Genomic DNA, 17,345 nt, shown 5'->3' with positions numbered 1-17,345 from the left:
GATGTCCGGTCATCACGTCCGTTTCAAGCAGGTCGACGTGTTCACGTCGGTGCCGTTCAAGGGCAACGCGCTCGCCGTGGTGTTCGACGCCGATTCGCTCGGCGACGACGACATGCTCGCGATCGCCCGCTGGACGAACCTGTCGGAAACGACGTTCCTCTGCACGCCGACCGATCCGGAAGCCGACTACCGCGTCCGGATCTTCACGACGGAGGGCGAACTGCCGTTCGCCGGCCACCCGACGCTGGGCACCGCGCATGCGTTCCTGGAAAGCGGCGCGCAGCCGCGCACACCGGGCCGGCTGATCCAGCAGTGCGGGGTCGGCCGGGTCGCGCTGCGCGAGCAGGCCGACGGCTGGGCGTTCGCCGCGCCGCCGGCACGCGTCACGCCGCTCGACCGTTCGGACTACGCGGCGCTGGCTGCCGCGTTGCGCAGTGACGCGGTCGACCTGGATGTCGAGCCGTGCGCGGTCGACAACGGCGCACCGTGGCTGGTCGTGCGGCTGAAGTCGGCCGATGCTTGCATTGGCCTGACACCCGATCCGGCTGCGCTCGAGGCGCTCACGCGCCGCTACGGCACGGACGGCGTCGCCGTCTACGCGCCGCACGCCGAAGGCGGCCCCGCGACGTTCGAAATCCGCTGCCTGATGACGGGCGGTAACTTCGGTTTCGGCGAGGATCCCGTCACCGGCAGCGCAAACGCCGCGCTCGCCGGGCTGCTGACGCGGCAGGAACGCCGCCCCGGCCAGTCGTATACGGCCCGCCAGGGTACGGCGATCGGCCGCGACGGCCGCATCTTCGTCAGCTATGACGAAGACGGCACCACGTGGATCGGCGGCCATGTCGTCACGGTCGTCGACGGCACCTTCCTGTCACCCGCCTGACATTTCGCGATGTGCGATGGCGCCGGCCCGTCCGGCGCCCCCTACGATTCGCCCAACTATCGCAAAAACGTTCCAGCCAGTAATATCGGGCCTAATCCGTTGTTTCGGAGGTCTGTCCATGGTTGCGTTTCCCGCGAACGAACAGACGTCGGGACAACCCCCATCATAGTCAGCCATCCAGACGGATGGCGCACGCGAGCAGGACGCCGCCCTCTTCGATGAGCTCCGCCCGGTCCAACCACACGCCGCCGACCCGGCCGCTACGCGCGCCGCGCAAATCGCGCCGGCGTGCGCTATTTGCGATCCCGCTGCTCGGGATGCTGGCGCTTGCGCTGCTGTGGGCCGTGATCATCGCGCGTCTGTCGGTGGAAAAGGACAGCGCGTACAAGGAAGCAGCGGCTTCCGCGGCGATCCTGTCCTCCGCGCTCGAGCAGCATACGGTCAAGGCGATCCACCAGGTCGACCAGATCACCCGCTTCGTCAAGTTCGAATTCGAGAAGTCGCCCGCGCGCTTCAACCTCGCCAGCGCCGTCGAGAAAGGCGTCGTGCCGAGCGACACGCTGATCCAGGTGTCGCTCGTCAACGCGAAGGGCATCCTGTTCGCGAACACGGCCGAGCTGCATCCGCAGCCGATCAACCTGTCCGACCGCGAGCACTTCAAGGTCCACCTCGCGCACAACGACGACCGCCTGTTCATCAGCAAGCCGGTACTCGGCCGCGTGTCGAGCCACTGGACGCTGCAGATGACGCGGCGCCTGAACAACCCGGACGGCAGCTTCGCGGGCATCGTCGTCGTGTCGGAAGACCCGAGCTACTTCACGAACGACTTCTACAACAACGCGGCAATCGGCAAGGAAGGCGTGATCGCGGTCGTGTCCGATACGGGCGCCGTGCTCGCGCGGCGCACCGGTTCGGTCAGCAACGCGCCCGGCGCGTTTTCGGCGTCGGGCGTCTACCCGATCGCCGAGCGCGTGACGGGCACGATCATCGACCCGATCGACGGCGTAACGCGCATCGTGTCGTACCGCCATCTCGACGGTTACCCGCTCGCGGTGATGGTCGGGCTGTCGCAAACCGAGGAATTCGCGGATTACTCCCACACGCGCAACGTCTACCTGCTGATGACGAGCTTCATCACGCTCGCGATGCTCGCGTTCTTCGGCGTCGCAACGGGCCTGATCGGCAAGCTGCTCGGCCGTGAGCGCGAAATGACGCAGCTCGCCGAATACGACCTGCTCACGGGCCTCGCGAATCGCTATGCGACGCTGCGCGGGCTGCGCAACGACGTGTCGATGCCCGCGAGCCTGTCGCGGCTCGGGCTGCTGTTCATCGACCTCGACAACTTCAAGACCGTCAACGACACGCTCGGCCACAACGCCGGCGACATCGTGCTGCAGATGACCGCGTCGCGCCTGTCCGATGCGGTCGGCGACGAAGGCTCGCTCGCGCGCATCGGCGGCGACGAGTTCGTCGTGGTGATGAAGGGCGACGACGTCGAGCGGCGCGCGGTGCGGCTCGCGGAAGCGATCATCCGGATGTTCGGCGAACCGTTCGACGTGCGCGGCAGCTCGTTCGTGCTGCATGCGAGCATCGGGATCGCGCTGCACACGGTGGCGAACGAAAGCGAGATCGACCTGCTGAAGAAGGCCGATCTCGCGATGTACAGCGCGAAGGACGCCGGCAAGAACTGCTACCAGTTCTATGCGCCGCACTTGTCGCACCGCGCCGACCACCTGATGCGCTGGGAACAGCAACTGCGCGTCGCGCTTGCCGAAGGGCAGCTGTTCCTCGCATACCAGCCGAAGATCGACCTCACGCACCGCCACATCACCGGCTTCGAGGCGCTCGCGCGCTGGGATCATCCCGAGCACGGGATCATCTCCGCGAACGAATTCATTTCGATCGCCGAATCGACCGGCCTGATCGTGCCGATCGGCGACTTCGTGATCCGCACGGCTTGCGAGCAGATCGCGCGCTGGCGCGTCGAGGGCCACGACACGCTGACGCTCGCGGTCAACATCTCGCCGGTGCAGTTCTGGCGCGGCGACCTGATCGAGACGATCTCGCGCACGCTGCAGGAAACCGGCATCGACGCGAACCGGCTCGAAATCGAGATCACCGAAACCGCGATGATGGAGTATCCGGAACTCGTGTCCGAGAAGATCGTCGCGCTGAAGAAGCTCGGCATCCGGATCGCACTCGACGATTTCGGCACCGGCTATTCGTCGCTGTCGTACCTGCACCGCTTCTCCGTCGACACGCTGAAGGTCGACCGCTCGTTCGTGCAGGCAATCCCGAACGATCGCAGCGTGTGCGTGATGGTGTCGTCGATCGTGCATCTCGCACGCTCGCTCGGCCTGACCGTCGTCGTCGAAGGCACGGAAACCGAGGAGCAGATCACGTGGCTGGCCGCACTCGGCGAGATCGAGGCGCAGGGCTTCCTGTTCTCGCGACCGGTGCCGGCCGACGCGATTCCCGCGCTGATCGCACGCTTCGGCGTGCGCGGCGACGCGCCGCACGTGATCGCGCACCGCGCGACCGGCAGCACGGGCGCGTAAGCGCACCGCGGCCGCGGCCGTGGTGGGTGTTGCGCGCACCGTCATTGTTTCGTTTTCCGATCTTATTGTTTAGTTCATGAACTAGCGTTTTCGCGCATGGCAGTGTCACGTTGCGTGGCGGACAATCGGGTGGGCCAACGTGTCGGCGGGCCGCCGGCATGGCAACACGCGAGAGATCGGGCCCTGCGCCCACACTACCAACATGACAACCGTCGAAATCGAAGCGACCGCTGACGTCGAACAGGCGCAGGCGTCCCTGTGGGACCTGTTCAAGGTCGTCGCCAGCATTTCAGCGGTCTCGTGGGGCGGGCTGTCGATGATGGCGCAGCTCGAGCGCCACTACGTGGAACGGCTGAAGCGCATCGAGCCCAACGTATTCGGCGATCTCGTCGCGCTTGCCTGGCTCGTGCCGGGCCCCGTCGGCTGCAATGTCGCGGTACAGGTCGGCCAGATACTGCACGGCCGCGTCGGCGCATGGGTCGCCGGCATCGCGAGCGTGCTGCCCTTCTCCCTGCTGATGACGCTGTTCGCGATCTTCTATCGCACGCCGCTCGTGCGCTCGCTCGCCGCGCCGATGCTGATCAATCACTTCGGGATGGTGCTCGCCGCGCTGATCGGCGTCACGTGGATCAAGCAGTTGCGCTCGCTCGCGCAAACGCGGCGCGAGCAGTTGATCGCCGCGTTGTCGACGATTCTGCTCGGTTTCGCACATAATCCGGCCGCCTTCGTCGGGATTCTGTTCGCGGCATTCGCGGCGGGGTGGCTGACGGGACCGCCGCAACGCGACGCGGTCGATTTCACGCTGTCGACCCGCGACCGCAACCTGCTCGTGTTGCTCGGCGTGCTCGTCACGCTGTTCGCGGTGCCGCTGCCCGGCGACTACCAGGCGACGCTGCTGTGGCCGCGTCTCGCCGGCGCCGGCATGACGCTGTTCGGCGGCGGCTTTTCCGCGCTGCCCGTGCTCAAGACGCTGTTCGTCACGCCGGCAACGGGCATCTCCGATCACGACTTCACGCTGGCGTTCGCGCTGTCACCGGTCGCGCCGGGGCCACTGCTGAACGTCGTGCCGTTTCTCGGCTACCTGACCGACGGCTGGGTCGGTGCGCTGCTCGCGACCGCCGCGCTGTTCATTCCGTCGGGCTTTCTCGTCGTGTTTGCGCAGAACCACCTGTCCCGGCTCAAGCGCCATTCGCGCTTCGAGCACGGGATGCGTCTGCTGCGTGCGGCGACCACGGGTTTTCTCGTCGTCGCCGTCGTGAGGATCCTGTATCGCGAGCCGGCCGATCCCGTTTACTGGCTGACGGGCGCCTTCGCAACGCTGTGCTTCGCGCGCTTCAAGGTGCCCGTCTATGCCGTCTACGGCACGGTCGCGGTGGCTTGCGGCGTGTGGCTGTTGGCCGCCGCGCGCTGACGGGCGGCCGCCTCCGCCCCGCCGGGTGCTACCGGCATTCGCCCGTCTCGCCCGTCCAGCCCGTTTTCAACCTGCCTGCACTGCGACCCGGCGTGCCATCCAGCGGGCGCGCAGCGCGTCGTACGCGAGGTTGAAGCAGAACGTGTAAGGCAGGAAGAACAGCACGATGCCGAGGTCGAGCACCAGCGCCTCGACGAGGCCCACGTTCAGCCACCACGCGGCAACCGGCACCACCATCGCGACGAGGCCGAGCTCGAACATGACCGCATGCGCGATCCGCATGCCGAGCGTGCGCGTCAGCCCCATGCGGCGTTCGAAGCGGTCGAACAGCGTGTTGAACGCCATGTTCCACGCCATCGCGATCAGCGACACCATCACCGTCAGCACGCCGACGTGCGACACCGGCATGTCGAGCAGCCACGCGCCGATCGGCGCGCACAGCGCAATCGCGACCAGCTCGAACGTCAGTGCATGCAGCAGCCGTTCCGTCACCGTTTTGTTGATCTGTTTCATGATTCCCTCCGATTCGTCTACTTCGTTCATGGCCGCCATTTTGATCGGCGTAACCGTATGAATCCAGTTTGATATCATCGGTTTTACCGATATAACGCCGTCAGGAGCACTGCATGCGCCACGCCCCCGAAGCCCTGCTCGCCTTCGCCGAAGCCGCGCTGCTCGGCTCGTTCACGGCCGCCGCGCGCAAGCTGGGCAAGCGCCAGTCGACCGTGTCGGAGGCGATCGCGAACCTCGAGATCGATCTCGGCGTGCAGTTGTTCGACCGCTCGACGCGGGCGCCGACCCTGACCGACGCCGGGCGCGCGCTGCTGCCGCAAGTCCAGCGCGCGCTCGAAGCCGGCGCGGCGATCGACCGCACGGCCGCGCGGCTCGCACGTGGCGAGGAAGCACGGCTGACGCTCGTCGTATCCGACACGTACCAGTCGAAGCGCTACGAGGAAACGTTGATGGCGCTCGAACAGCGCTTTCCGGCGCTCGAACTCGAATGCCAGATCGCCGAGCACGAGGACGTGCTCGACCTGATCCAGCAGGGGCGCGCGCAACTGGGGCTGATGGCCGCACGGGCGGCCTACCCGGCCGATATCGGCGCGGCGACGATCGCGGAGGAATCGGAGATCGGGCTGTTCGTCGGCCGCACGCACGCGCTCGCCGAATACGGCGACGCCGACGTGCCGCACGCCGCGCTGCGCGACGTGCGCGAACTGCGCCTCAATACCTATGTGAAAACGGAAGGCCGCGGCGCCGACGACCGGATCGTCGTCGGCACGCAGCACTGGCTGGCACCGAGCTACCTGATGCTGCTGGAGATGGCCGTGCTGGGGTTCGGCTGGGCCGAACTGCCGCGCTGGATGGTCGACCACTTCGCGCGCGATCGCCTGTGCGAGTTGCGTGCACGCGGCTGGCCGCGCCGTGTGCGGGTCGATGCGGTCTGGTCGCGCAACCGGCCGCTCGGCCCGGTCGGCTCATGGCTGCTCGATGCGATGCTGGCCGCGTAGCGGCGCTGGCCGCCGCATCGGCGGCCAGCGCGGGCCGGCCAGCTCCGGTCAATCAGAAACCGCGCGAAAGCACCGCTGCGCCGATCGTGACGACGCCGAGCACGAGGTTCACGAGGACGAGCAGGCGTACCGTATTCACCGCGCGCGCACCGTCCGGCCACTTCTGCGCCTGCACCGCGCGGCGGATCCGCGGGAACAGCGCGAACCGGATATGCCCGAAGATCAGCATCATCACGACGCCGAGCCCGGCCATCGCGTGCAGCGACCACGTCGCGTGCGCGCCACCGAACTCCATGAGCAGGAAGCCGCCGGTCAGCAGGATCACGATCACGGAACCCGATACCCAGTTGAAGAAGCGGCCGAACACGCCTTCGATCAGCGGCAACCGAAGCTGCGGCGACAGGTCGGACAGCGCCGGACGCAGGCAGAAGTTGGCGAAGACCATCCCGCCCACCCACACGGCGACGGCCAGCAGATGAAGAAACAGCGCGACGGAGACAGCATGGGACATGACGGCAATCCTGTGAGGAGTTGGGTGCGGCGAACGGCCGCGTCGCACGCGGCATCAAGCGACGTTCGACCGGATTGTCGCTGCGCGGTTCAGACCCCAGGCGCGATTTCACATTATTTTGCAAGTTCCGCGTGACAGCGCCACGCTTGCTTACCCGAATCCCCCCTCCAAAAAAGACAAGGCCGCACGTCCGCCGAAGCGGAGGTGCGGCCTTCGATCGCGGCCGAACCGGACGATCGATCGTGCGTCGCGTCAGCCGAGCAGCGGACGCAGTTCGCTGACGACCTTGAGCTTCGTGTCCGGCGCGCGGCCCTTGCGTGCGCGCTTGCCGACGTGTGGTGCGAGCGCCGCGTACGACAGCGTCTCGTCCATCGCCTTGCCGCCGCGGCCCGTGCCGATCAGCACGACGCCGGCCGGATCGATCGCGAGCGCCTGCACGAGCGTTTCCTTGTCGTCGAGCGCCATCAGGATCACGCCGCGACCGCCGCCGGACAGCGTCTTCATCTCGTCCATGCCGAACACCAGCAGGCGGCCGCCGCTCGACAGGCAGGCAACCTGCTTCGCGTTCGGCAGCACGGGCATCGGCGCGAGCGGCACCGCGCCCGCATCGATCGTCATGAACGCCTTGCCGGCCTTCACGCGGCTCACCATGTCGCCGACCTTCGCGAGGAAGCCGAAGCCGTTGCTCGACGCGAGCAGCAGTTGCTGGTCGGCCGGCGCCGCGAAGTAGTGCATCAGGTGCGAGCCCGATTCGAGCTCGATCAGCGACGTGACCGGCACGCCGTCGCCGCGCCCGCCCGGCAACACCGACACGTCGACCGAGTACACGCGGCCGCTGCTGCCCCACGCGATCAGGCGGTCAGGCGTGCGGCACTGGAACGCTGCGTACAGATGGTCGCCGGCCTTGAACGAGAAGCTGGCCGGGTCGAGCCCGTGGCCCTTCAGCGCACGCACCCAGCCCTTCTGCGACACGACGACCGTCACCGGCTCGTCGACCACCTTCGCCTCGAACGTCGCGCGCTTTTCCTGCTGGATCAGCGTGCGGCGCTCGTCGCCGTACTGCTTCGCGTCGGCCTCGATCTCCTTGATCATCAGCCGCTTCATCGCGCTTTCATTCGCGAGCAGCTCCTCGAGCTTCGCCTTTTCGTCGCGCAGCGCTTCGAGTTCCTTCTCGATCTTGATCTTCTCGAGCCGCGCGAGCTGGCGCAGGCGGATTTCGAGAATGTCTTCCGCCTGCCGTTCGCTGAGCCCGAACGCACTCATCAGCGCGGCCTTCGGCTCGTCCGACTCGCGGATGATGCGGATCACCTCGTCGATGTTCAGGAAGACGATCATCCGCCCTTCGAGGATGTGGATGCGGTCGTCGACCTTCGCGAGACGATGGCGGCACCGGCGTGTCATCGTCAGCTGGCGGAACTTCACCCATTCGTCGAGGATCGTCAGCAGGCCCTTCTGGCCCGGCCGGCCGTCGGCGCCGATCATCACGAGGTTCAGCGTCGCGTTCGATTCGAGGCTCGTGTACGCGAGCAGCGTATTCACGAATTCCGTCTGGTCGATCGTGCGCGACTTCGGCTCGAACACGAGCCGCACCGCCGCTTCCTTGCCCGACTCGTCGCGCACCGCGTCGAGCAGGTCGAGCATCGCCTTCTTCGTGTTGAGCTGCTCGGGCGTCAGCGTCTTCTTGCCGAGCTTGAGCTTCGGGTTCGTCAGCTCCTCGATTTCCTCGAGCACCTTCTGGCCCGACGTGCTCGGCGGCAGCTCGGTGACGACCAGTTGCCACTGGCCGCGCGCGAGATCCTCGATCTTCCATTTCGCGCGCACCTTCAGGCTGCCGCGGCCGGTTTCATAGGCCGCCGAGATTTCGGTGTCGCTCGAGATGATCTGGCCGCCGCCCGGGAAATCCGGACCCGGGATCAGGTTCATCAGCTCCGCGTGCGTGAGCTTCGGGTTGCGGATCAGCGCGACCGCCGCCGCTGCGACTTCGCGCAGGTTGTGCGACGGGATTTCGGTGGCGAGACCGACCGCGATGCCCGACGCGCCGTTCAGCAGCACGAACGGCATGCGGCTCGGCAGCGTCTTCGGCTCCTCGAACGAGCCGTCGTAGTTCGGCATGAAGTCGACCGTGCCCTGGTCGATCTCGTCGAGCAGCAGCTTCGCGATCGGCGTGAGACGGGCTTCGGTGTATCGCATCGCCGCCGCGCCGTCGCCGTCGCGCGAGCCGAAGTTGCCCTGCCCGTCGATCAGCGGATAGCGCAGCGAGAAGTCCTGCGCGAGACGCACCAGTGCGTCATACGCCGACTGGTCACCGTGCGGGTGGTATTTACCGAGCACGTCGCCGACCACGCGCGCCGATTTCACCGGCTTCGCGTCCGGGCCGAGGCCCATTTCGTTCATCGCGAACAGGATCCGGCGCTGCACCGGCTTCTGGCCGTCGCACACGTCGGGCAGCGCGCGGCTCTTCACGACGCTGACCGCGTAGCTGAGATACGCCTGCTCCGCGTAGTTGCCGAGCGTCAGCGCTTCGGCGTCCGGTGCATCGGGGCCGGCGAAGAGATCGGAAGTGTTGTCGTCCATCTGAATTCCGTATTCGTAAGTGGCGTGAGGCCGGGCCGGGGGTCATGCCCGGCCGCGCAGGTGTTCGGCTTAGATGTCCGCTTCGACGTCGTTGCCCTTTTCCTCGAGCCAGCCGCGCCGCGCGGCTGCCTCGCCCTTGCCCATCAGCATCGTCATGCGTGCGACGGTCGCCTCGTAGTCGAGCTCGCCGAGCTTCACCGGCATCAGGCGGCGCGTGTCGGGGTTCATCGTGGTGTCCCACAGCTGCTCGGCGCTCATTTCGCCGAGACCCTTGAAGCGGCTGATGCTCCATTGCGACTCGCGCACGCCGTCCTTGCGCAGCTTGTCGAGGATCGCCTCGAGTTCGCCGTCGTCGAGCGCATAGAGCTTCTGCGCGGCCTTCTTGCCGCGCGCGGGCGCGTCGACGCGGAACAGCGGCGGGCGCGCGACGCACACATGGCCGCGCTCGATCAGTTGCGGGAAATGCTTGAAGAACAGCGTGAGCAGCAGCACCTGGATGTGCGAGCCGTCGACGTCCGCGTCCGACAGGATGCAGATCTTGCCGTAGCGCAGGTTCGACAGGTCGACGCTGTCATCGGGGCTGTGCGGATCGACGCCGATCGCGACCGAGATGTCGTGCACCTCGTTGTTCGCGAACAGGCGGTCGCGCTCGGTTTCCCACGTGTTCAGCACCTTGCCGCGCAGCGGCAGGATCGCCTGGTATTCCTTGTCGCGACCCATCTTCGCGGAGCCGCCTGCCGAATCGCCCTCGACGAGGAACAGTTCGTTGCGTGCGATATCTTCCGTCTCGCAGTCGGTCAGCTTGCCGGGCAGCACCGCGACGCCCGAGCTCTTGCGCTTCTCGACCTTCTGGCCCGCGCGCGTACGCGCCTGCGCCTGCTTGATCACGAGTTCGGCGAGCTTCTTGCCGTGCTCGACGTGCTGGTTCAGCCACAGCTCCAGCGCGGGACGCGAGAACGACGACACGAGCTTCACCGCGTCGCGGCTGTTCAGGCGTTCCTTGATCTGCCCCTGGAACTGCGGATCGAGCACCTTCGCGGACAGCACGAACGACACGCGCGCGAACACGTCTTCCGCGAGCAGCTTCACGCCCTTCGGCTGCAGGTTGTGCAGTTCGACGAAGCTTTTCACCGCCTGGTAGAGACCGTCGCGCAGGCCGGATTCATGCGTGCCGCCGGCCGGCGTCGGGATCAGGTTCACGTACGACTCGCGCACGAGCGAGCCTTCCTCGCTCCATGCGACGACCCACGACGCGCCCTCGCCTTCGGCGAAGGTGTCGTCGCCCGAACGCGAATCGGCAAAGCGCTCGCCTTCGAACAGCGGGATCAGCAGCTCGCTGCCGTTCATTTCGTCGAGCAGGTAGCCGCGCAGACCGTCTTCATACTTCCACGTCTGGCGCTCGCCCGACTTCTCGTTGACGAGCACGACCTCGACGCCCGGCAGCAGCACGGCCTTCGAGCGCAAGAGGCGCTGCAGCTCGCCGAGCGGCAGGTTCGGAGAATCGAAATACTTCGGATTCGGCCACACCTGCACGCGCGTGCCGGATTTCTTCTCGCCACGGCCCGCGCCTTGCGTCGCGAGCGGCTTCACGACATCGCCTTCGGCGAAGCCGAGCTCCGCGATCTTGCCGTCGCGCCAGACCGTCACGTCGAGGCGCGTCGCCAGTGCGTTCGTCACTGACACGCCGACACCGTGCAGGCCGCCGGAGAACGTGTAGGCGCCGCCCGCGGCCTTGTCGAACTTGCCGCCCGCGTGCAGGCGCGTGAATACGATCTCGACGACCGGCACACCCTCTTCCGGGTGCATGCCGAACGGGATGCCGCGGCCGTCGTCCTCGACCGAGATCGACTGGTCGGCGTGCAGCGTGACCGTGATCTGCTTGCCGTAGCCGCCGAGCGCCTCGTCGGACGCGTTGTCGATGACTTCCTGGATGATGTGCAGCGGATTCTCGGTACGGGTGTACATGCCGGGCCGCTGCTTGACCGGCTCGAGACCCTTGAGCACCTTGATCGATGCTTCGCTATAGGCCGCGCTGGGTTTCTTCGTTGACATAGGCGCTGAATTTCGTCATTCATCGGGACGATGTCCACACCTCGTGTGGATAACGTCGTGGACAAAACGTTGAGTTCCGTAAAAAAGCGAATCGAAACAACGGTGTGCTTGGACTGCTCCGAAAGCGGGCGCGCGGCGTGCGCTGCGCTGCCCGGGACGCGCGGTATTTTACTGGTTCCGCGTGGCACGCCAATCGCGGAATCGCGCGCGGCGGCCGCCGGCCGCGCGACGCGTCCGCGGATTACGCGGGCCTGCGCTTCGCCTCGAGCGTTTCCCACCGTTCGAGCGCTTCGAGCAATTCGTCGTCGATCGCCGCGAACCGCTCGGTCAGGCGCGTGCCTTCCTGCGGATCCTTCGCGAAAATCGAGCCGTCCTCGAGTTGGGCATTGATCGCCTTCTGCTCCTCTTCGAGCGCGGCGATTTTCTCCGGCAGCGAATCGAGCTCGCGCTGCTCGTTGAACGACAGCTTCACCGTGCGTTGCGTGTTGCGGCCCGCGGCGCTTTTCGCCGGCTCGTCCTTGACGGGCGCCGCATCCTTGACCGCGCGCTTCGCGGCTTCCTGCTGCGCGAGCTGATCGGCGCGCGCGCTCTGGATCTGCCAGTCGCTGAAGCCGCCAACATATTCTCGCCACTTGCCGTCGCCCTCGGCCGCGATCACCGACGTCACGACGTTGTCGAGGAACGCGCGATCGTGGCTGACGAGCAGCACCGTGCCGTCATAGTCGGCCAGCAGCTCCTCGAGCAGTTCGAGCGTCTGGATGTCGAGGTCGTTGGTCGGTTCGTCGAGCACCAGCACGTTGGCCGGACGCGCGAACAGGCGCGCGAGCAGCAGCCGGTTGCGCTCGCCGCCCGACAGCGACTTCACCGGCGAACGCGCGCGTTCCGGCGCGAACAGGAAATCGCCGAGATAGCTCATCACGTGCTTGCGCACGCCGCCGATCTCGACCCATTCGCTGCCGGGGCTGATGGTATCCGCGAGGCTCTTTTCCTGGTCGAGCTGCGCACGCATCTGGTCGAAATACGCGACCTGCAGGTTGGTGCCGATGCGCACCGTGCCTTCGTCGGGCTTCAGTTCGCCGAGAATCAGCTTAAGCAGCGTCGTCTTGCCGGCGCCGTTCGGGCCGATGAAGCCGATCTTGTCGCCGCGCATCACCGTCGTCGAGAAGCGATCGACGACCGCGCGGCCGCCGTAGCGCTTCGTCACGTCGGTCAGCTCCGCGACGATCTTGCCGGACTTCTCGCCCTGCGCGACATCCAGCTTCACGTTGCCCAGCGTGTTGCGGCGCTCCGCGCGCTCGTTGCGCATCTGCACCAGCCGCGCGATGCGGCCGACGCTGCGCGTACGGCGCGCTTCGACGCCCTTGCGGATCCACACTTCTTCCTGCGCGAGCAGCTTGTCGAACTTCTCGTTTTCCACGCGCTCGATTTCGAGCTGCTGTGCCTTGCGCGTCTGGTACGCGGAGAAATTGCCCGGGTACGACAGCAGTCGGCCGCGATCGAGGTCGACGATGCGTGTTGCGACGCGGTCGAGGAACGCGCGATCGTGCGTGATGAACAGCAGGCCCGCGCGCTGCGCGACGAGCAGCTCTTCCAGCCAGCGAATGCCGTCGAAGTCGAGGTGGTTGGTCGGTTCGTCGAGCAGCAGCACGTCGGGCTGCAGCACCAGCGCGCGCGCCAGCGCGACACGCTTCTGCATCCCGCCCGACAGCGCGTCGACGGGTGCATCGACGTCCGCCAGGCCGATCTGCGCGAGCGTCATCGACACGCGCGTGCGCCAGCTCCACGCGTCGTGCGCATCGAGCGACGACTGCAGCGCGTTCATCCGCGCGAGCAGCGCATCGTGTTCGGCGCCTTCGGGGATATCCGCGAGGCGGTGCGCGATCGAATCGAATTCTTCGAGCAGTTCGCGCGTGTGCGCGAGGCCCGACGCGACCGCATCGAACACCGTCGCGCCCGGCTCGAATTCGGGCTCCTGCGGCACATAGACGGTCACGAGTTCCTGCTGGCGCGTGACCAGCCCGTCGTCGGGCTTCGCGAGCCCGGCGACGATCTTCAGCAGCGACGACTTGCCCGCGCCGTTGCGGCCGATCAGGCCGACGCGCTCGCCGGCTTCCAGCGAGAAATCCGCGTGATCGAGCAACGCGACGTGACCGAACGCGAGCTGCGCGCCGGAAATGGAATAGAGCGACATGGGGAGACGGCGAAGAGAGAAATCGGAAGCGCCCATTGTACCGGTCGCGGGCTGCGCCACCGGCATGGCCGGACGGATAAGGCCGGCAAACGGGTTGGGAGCGGGTTGGAACGCGCGTTTGACGGGGGGCGGACGGTGTTCATCGATGCGCATCGGCGCGATCCGAAGGCACACCGGGTGCGGCCGGCTTCCGGTAGCGGACAGCGGCCGCAGGTGATCGGCGAAAGGTCCAATTCCGCCGGATGCCGGCGTCCGGCCGATCGACCATTCCGCGCCGGGCGCCTCGGGCGCCCGTACGCGGCACGCGTGATTACTTCACGTTGACCGAGATCGTCGAGCTCATTTCGGGGCCGTACGACCGGTGGATGCCGTCGCCGAACTGCAGCGTCAGCGTATGCTGGCCGGGCGGCAGCTTGATTTCGGTTTCGGTCTGCGCCTTGCCGAAGTGCAGCGAGCGCTCGCTCGCCGGAATCACGTCGCCCTTCGGAATCGGTCGGCCGTCGATCAGCAGGTGATGATGGCCGGTGTTCGGCGTCATGTCGCCGGCGGGCCGAAGCTCCATCCCTTCGAGCCCGAACTTCACGTGCACCGGGTTCGACACCGTCGCGCCATCGCTCGGCGCTTCGAAATACACGCGCGCCTCGGCCCGCGCCATCGTCGACACGGCCATTGCCGCCACGCATACCGCACCTGCGATCCACTTTCTGTTCAGCATCGCATTCTCCTTATGATTGGACAGCCTCGGAAGCATACACCGCACGCACGGCGGGCGTGTTTCAGTTGCGTTGTTCGCGATGCGTACGTTTAAAACGACGTTGCGGAGCCGTTCGGCGAAATTCCGGTACCATTGCGCCTTTCGTCCGCCGGCCAGGCCGCGGACGGCATCACCGAATTTCCATTTTCCCGAGCGCTACATGAGCGAAGTAACCGAATACCAGAGCTGGGTCTGCCTGATTTGCGGGTGGGTCTACAACGAAGCGGAAGGACTGCCCGACGAAGGCATCGCACCCGGCACCCGTTTCGCCGACATTCCTGCCGACTGGCGCTGCCCGCTGTGCGACGTGGGCAAGGAAGATTTCGTCGTCGTCGATTTCTGATTCGCCGATTCCCTGGTTTTCCGATCGCGGCTGATTGCGCGATCACGCGCGTCGGCGTGCATTCCGCCCCGCCGATGCGCCGCGCGTTTGCTATACTCTGCGCGCTGTCCACACCGCCGTCCGGTTCGCGTTTTTTCGCGCGTTTCCCCCGGACATGGCTCTCCCCGTAGTTCAATGGATAGAACAAGCGCCTCCTAAGCGCTAGATACAGGTTCGATTCCTGTCGGGGGGACCAGCCAAGCGTCAAACCATCCCCAAGATTCGCAAGAAACTCCCCGCTTCGCCCCGCCTGGTGACTCTCTAGCTCCCCGCCTTGCCCGAGACTTTAGTAACGGTCGGAGAAGGTGTTGATACTTTTGTTGGTACCGGCAGATACCAACAATGCGTCTCACTGACATGCAGAGAACGCATCAGCTCGATAACGCATCAACATTGGCCCCGCCAACTCGCCGTTTCCGCCACACCGCCGGCGACGGACCGGGCGCGACGATGTCGGACTGCCGCCAGCTTACTCGTCGAACGGCCCGGCTTCAAAGGTGGCCACTCCGTCGGCATACTCCCGCACCCATATATCGCGGTGATCCTCGCCAGAGCCCTTTACCGCGAACGACACATTCGGCAGACATGCAGCCAACTTGTCGAACAGCATGACGATCGCCGGGCTGTTCAGAAAGAAGAGGGTTGAAGTTGGTAGAGCCGAATCACATGCTTCGGCGAGGTTGGTCAATACGTCGTGGCTCAGCGAATATTCGTCAAGATACTTCAAGAGTTCCTCACGGACACTCGCAATATTCAACGGCTCACCATCGAACGGATGAACCGAAACCTGAGTGTGAAAGCTCATTCGAACTTACTCCGTTATTTTTCTCATTCAAACACTGGCTCTTCACGGCGTGCGGAGCGAATCGTGATTGTTGACGATCTACCAGCCGTTGTCGATCGGCCAAGTCTGGCCTTTCGCGGACAGTTCACCTCTCTGTGAGGCCTTCACGGAGCGTGCCGAGCCTGCCGGTGAACCGCGGGCTCCATTCGACTCGCGATCACAGATCGATTGACTCCCCACATCAGCCCTAGTACACTTCGCGCTGCGGGGTGGAGCAGTCTGGCAGCTCGTCGGGCTCATAACCCGAAGGTCGTAGGTTCAAATCCTACCCCCGCAACCAATACCGAAGCCCGCTCTGCGAAAGCAAGCGGGCTTCTTGCTTTCCACACGCACGGCTGCGTGCGCACTGACTGCCAGCAGCGCATACGGATCAACGAACATTCAGCCGCCGGCACTACCTGCGACACACGATCGCATCCTGCCCAATCGCCATGGCCCTGCGCCACATATTGCGTAGAATTCCGAACCTTCTTCAGCATCCGGACTCCCGCAATGATTCGAGCGATCGCGGCACTCGCCGCCCTTTCAGCGATGACCGGCACGGCTACCGCCGCCGACACCCTCACCGCGCCCGCAACGCAGCGCTATGTCAGCCCCGGCATCGCCAATATCACGAACGCAGCGGCACCGCACCCTGAAACCACCTCCGCCGACGCGCGCTGCCGTGAACTGGCCGCCGGCATCGACGCCGTCACGCACACACCCGACCGCGGCCAGAAGGTCGTGCGCGGGATGGGCCCGGACGGCAAGCCGCGCAACGAACTGCGCGCCTACGACAAGCGGGCCGATCTCGAATCCGAGCATCACCGGCTCGGCTGCCGATAACGAACGCAACACCGCCCGGTCGAAAAATCACGCCGGGCGTCGGCATTCACGCACTCACGCGTTCGCACCGCCGTCGATCGTCAATCCGGTCCCGTTGATTGACCGCCCTTCCGGCCCGACCACGAACGCCACGAGCGCCGCCACGTCGTCGGCCTTGCCGTACTGCGGGATCGCCATCCGCGAACGCTGCGCACTGGCATGCTCGCCGTCGGCCGGATTCATGTCGGTATCCGTCGACCCCGGATGCACGATATTGACCGTGATGCCGCGCGGGCCGAGATCGCGCGCGAGCCCCTGCGTCCAGCCGATCAGCGCGGCCTTGCTCGCCGCATAGAGGCTCATCCCCGCATCGGGCACGCGCGTGGCGAGGCAACTGCCGGTCGACACGATGCGTCCGCCCTCCCCGAGATGCCGCGCCGCCGCCTGCGACGCGACGATCACCGCGCGCACGTTGACGTTCAGCGTCGCGTCGATATCGTCGAGCGTGAGATCGCCCAGCGCACCGGCCCGGAAAATCCCCGCGTTGTTGACGAGAATGTCGAGACCGCCGAACGCCTCCGCCGCACGATCGACCGCGTCGCGCACGGCCACCGGATCGGCGCTGTCGGCCTGGATCGCTACGGCGCGACGGCCCAGCGCCTCGATGCCGGCCACGACGGCCTGCGCCCGTTCAGCCGATTTCTCGTAGGTGATCGCAACGTCCGCGCCATCGGCCGCCAGCCGTTGCGCGATCGCCGCACCGATGCCGCGGCTGCCGCCCGTGATGAGTGCACGCTTGCCCTGAAGTCGGTTCATGTCGGTTCCTTTCTTCATTTATGTAACGACCGACACAGAATGTGGCAAGTTGCG

14 protein-coding genes and 2 tRNA genes are annotated in these 17,345 nt (G+C 66.0%); 8 read left to right on the top strand and 8 right to left on the bottom strand.

Features of this window, described 5'->3' with window-relative positions:
- Nucleotide 1 precedes the first annotated feature (1 nt).
- From BDI24065_RS17255 to BDI24065_RS17245, 3 genes are all read left to right on the top strand, one after another.
- Nucleotides 2–883 carry a PhzF family phenazine biosynthesis protein gene (locus BDI24065_RS17255; protein ID WP_175032294.1) on the top strand — a complete coding sequence of 294 codons (882 nt, stop codon included), beginning with the start codon at nt 2–4 and terminating at the stop codon, nt 881–883.
- A gap of 218 nt (nt 884–1,101) precedes the next feature.
- On the top strand, nt 1,102–3,441 hold the full coding sequence (locus BDI24065_RS17250; protein WP_175032293.1) for a bifunctional diguanylate cyclase/phosphodiesterase: 2,340 nt from the start codon (nt 1,102–1,104) through the stop codon (nt 3,439–3,441).
- Nucleotides 3,442–3,643: 202 nt separating this feature from the next.
- Complete coding sequence (locus BDI24065_RS17245) at nt 3,644–4,852, top strand: chromate transporter (RefSeq protein ID WP_175032292.1); 1,209 nt, start codon at nt 3,644–3,646, stop codon at nt 4,850–4,852.
- Nucleotides 4,853–4,918: 66 nt separating this feature from the next.
- On the opposite strand, the gene BDI24065_RS17240 is transcribed toward BDI24065_RS17245, so the two are convergent.
- Nucleotides 4,919–5,365: a multidrug/biocide efflux PACE transporter gene (locus BDI24065_RS17240; RefSeq protein WP_175032291.1), complete on the bottom strand. Its 447-nt coding sequence runs from the start codon at nt 5,363–5,365 to the stop codon at nt 4,919–4,921.
- A 113-nt stretch (nt 5,366–5,478) separates the two neighbouring features.
- On the opposite strand from BDI24065_RS17240, the gene BDI24065_RS17235 reads away from it, so the two are divergent.
- The gene (locus tag BDI24065_RS17235; RefSeq protein ID WP_175032290.1) at nt 5,479–6,363 is read left to right on the top strand and encodes a LysR family transcriptional regulator; all 885 of its coding nucleotides are present in this window, start codon (nt 5,479–5,481) and stop codon (nt 6,361–6,363) included.
- Nucleotides 6,364–6,415: 52 nt separating this feature from the next.
- Here BDI24065_RS17235 and BDI24065_RS17230 read toward each other — a convergent pair whose 3' ends face one another.
- The 5 genes from BDI24065_RS17230 to BDI24065_RS17210 form a co-directional block, all read right to left on the bottom strand.
- Nucleotides 6,416–6,874: a CopD family protein gene (locus BDI24065_RS17230; RefSeq protein ID WP_175032289.1), complete on the bottom strand. Its 459-nt coding sequence runs from the start codon at nt 6,872–6,874 to the stop codon at nt 6,416–6,418.
- 252 nt (nt 6,875–7,126) lie between these two features.
- Complete coding sequence (parC, locus tag BDI24065_RS17225; protein ID WP_175032288.1) at nt 7,127–9,448, bottom strand: DNA topoisomerase IV subunit A; 2,322 nt, start codon at nt 9,446–9,448, stop codon at nt 7,127–7,129.
- Between the two features lie 69 nt (nt 9,449–9,517).
- Nucleotides 9,518–11,500, bottom strand: a complete 1,983-nt coding sequence (gene parE / locus BDI24065_RS17220; RefSeq protein ID WP_175032287.1) for a DNA topoisomerase IV subunit B — start codon at nt 11,498–11,500, stop codon at nt 9,518–9,520.
- A 241-nt stretch (nt 11,501–11,741) separates the two neighbouring features.
- Nucleotides 11,742–13,691 (bottom strand): ATP-binding cassette domain-containing protein, encoded by a 1,950-nt coding sequence (locus BDI24065_RS17215; protein WP_438820018.1) that lies wholly within the window; start codon nt 13,689–13,691, stop codon nt 11,742–11,744.
- 310 nt (nt 13,692–14,001) lie between these two features.
- Nucleotides 14,002–14,406 carry a DUF4399 domain-containing protein gene (locus BDI24065_RS17210; protein ID WP_175032285.1) on the bottom strand — a complete coding sequence of 135 codons (405 nt, stop codon included), beginning with the start codon at nt 14,404–14,406 and terminating at the stop codon, nt 14,002–14,004.
- Nucleotides 14,407–14,605: 199 nt separating this feature from the next.
- Here BDI24065_RS17210 and BDI24065_RS17205 point away from each other — a divergent pair, with 199 nt between their 5' ends.
- Both BDI24065_RS17205 and BDI24065_RS17200 read left to right on the top strand, forming a co-directional pair.
- The gene (locus BDI24065_RS17205) at nt 14,606–14,788 is read left to right on the top strand and encodes a rubredoxin (RefSeq protein WP_006398668.1); all 183 of its coding nucleotides are present in this window, start codon (nt 14,606–14,608) and stop codon (nt 14,786–14,788) included.
- A 160-nt stretch (nt 14,789–14,948) separates the two neighbouring features.
- A tRNA-Arg gene (locus BDI24065_RS17200) sits at nt 14,949–15,023 on the top strand.
- A gap of 273 nt (nt 15,024–15,296) precedes the next feature.
- On the opposite strand, the gene BDI24065_RS17195 is transcribed toward BDI24065_RS17200, so the two are convergent.
- Nucleotides 15,297–15,632, bottom strand: coding sequence for a hypothetical protein (locus tag BDI24065_RS17195; protein WP_254609780.1), 336 nt, complete (start codon nt 15,630–15,632; stop codon nt 15,297–15,299).
- A 242-nt stretch (nt 15,633–15,874) separates the two neighbouring features.
- On the opposite strand from BDI24065_RS17195, the gene BDI24065_RS17190 reads away from it, so the two are divergent.
- Nucleotides 15,875–15,951, top strand: a tRNA-Met gene (locus tag BDI24065_RS17190).
- 212 nt (nt 15,952–16,163) lie between these two features.
- A complete protein-coding gene (locus BDI24065_RS17185; RefSeq protein ID WP_175032284.1) occupies nt 16,164–16,496 on the top strand; it encodes a hypothetical protein in 333 nt (110 codons plus the stop codon).
- A 54-nt stretch (nt 16,497–16,550) separates the two neighbouring features.
- On the opposite strand, the gene BDI24065_RS17180 is transcribed toward BDI24065_RS17185, so the two are convergent.
- Nucleotides 16,551–17,291 (bottom strand): SDR family NAD(P)-dependent oxidoreductase, encoded by a 741-nt coding sequence (locus tag BDI24065_RS17180; RefSeq protein ID WP_175032283.1) that lies wholly within the window; start codon nt 17,289–17,291, stop codon nt 16,551–16,553.
- Nucleotides 17,292–17,345 lie beyond the last annotated feature (54 nt).

The sequence above is a fragment of the Burkholderia lata genome, from assembly GCF_902499025.1.
Lineage (GTDB): Bacteria > Pseudomonadota > Gammaproteobacteria > Burkholderiales > Burkholderiaceae > Burkholderia > Burkholderia lata_C.
The sequence above is the reverse complement of the archived record's forward strand: the minus strand, read 5'-3'. Positions and strand labels throughout refer to the sequence as shown.

What these genes read in the sequence shown, in the direction of transcription:
- BDI24065_RS17210 (WP_175032285.1), bottom strand. Translation starts at nt 14,406, where the DNA reads ATGCTGAACAGAAAGTGGATCGCAGGTGCGGTATGCGTGGCGGCAATG.
- BDI24065_RS17230 (WP_175032289.1), bottom strand. Translation starts at nt 6,874, where the DNA reads ATGTCCCATGCTGTCTCCGTCGCGCTGTTTCTTCATCTGCTGGCCGTC.
- parE (WP_175032287.1), bottom strand. Translation starts at nt 11,500, where the DNA reads ATGTCAACGAAGAAACCCAGCGCGGCCTATAGCGAAGCATCGATCAAG.
- BDI24065_RS17195 (WP_254609780.1), bottom strand. Translation starts at nt 15,632, where the DNA reads ATGAGCTTTCACACTCAGGTTTCGGTTCATCCGTTCGATGGTGAGCCG.
- BDI24065_RS17185 (WP_175032284.1), top strand. Translation starts at nt 16,164, where the DNA reads ATGATTCGAGCGATCGCGGCACTCGCCGCCCTTTCAGCGATGACCGGC.
- parC (WP_175032288.1), bottom strand. Translation starts at nt 9,448, where the DNA reads ATGGACGACAACACTTCCGATCTCTTCGCCGGCCCCGATGCACCGGAC.
- BDI24065_RS17215 (WP_438820018.1), bottom strand. Translation starts at nt 13,691, where the DNA reads ATGTCGCTCTATTCCATTTCCGGCGCGCAGCTCGCGTTCGGTCACGTC.
- BDI24065_RS17245 (WP_175032292.1), top strand. Translation starts at nt 3,644, where the DNA reads ATGACAACCGTCGAAATCGAAGCGACCGCTGACGTCGAACAGGCGCAG.
- BDI24065_RS17205 (WP_006398668.1), top strand. Translation starts at nt 14,606, where the DNA reads ATGAGCGAAGTAACCGAATACCAGAGCTGGGTCTGCCTGATTTGCGGG.
- BDI24065_RS17180 (WP_175032283.1), bottom strand. Translation starts at nt 17,291, where the DNA reads ATGAACCGACTTCAGGGCAAGCGTGCACTCATCACGGGCGGCAGCCGC.
- BDI24065_RS17235 (WP_175032290.1), top strand. Translation starts at nt 5,479, where the DNA reads ATGCGCCACGCCCCCGAAGCCCTGCTCGCCTTCGCCGAAGCCGCGCTG.
- BDI24065_RS17255 (WP_175032294.1), top strand. Translation starts at nt 2, where the DNA reads ATGTCCGGTCATCACGTCCGTTTCAAGCAGGTCGACGTGTTCACGTCG.
- BDI24065_RS17250 (WP_175032293.1), top strand. Translation starts at nt 1,102, where the DNA reads ATGAGCTCCGCCCGGTCCAACCACACGCCGCCGACCCGGCCGCTACGC.
- BDI24065_RS17240 (WP_175032291.1), bottom strand. Translation starts at nt 5,365, where the DNA reads ATGAAACAGATCAACAAAACGGTGACGGAACGGCTGCTGCATGCACTG.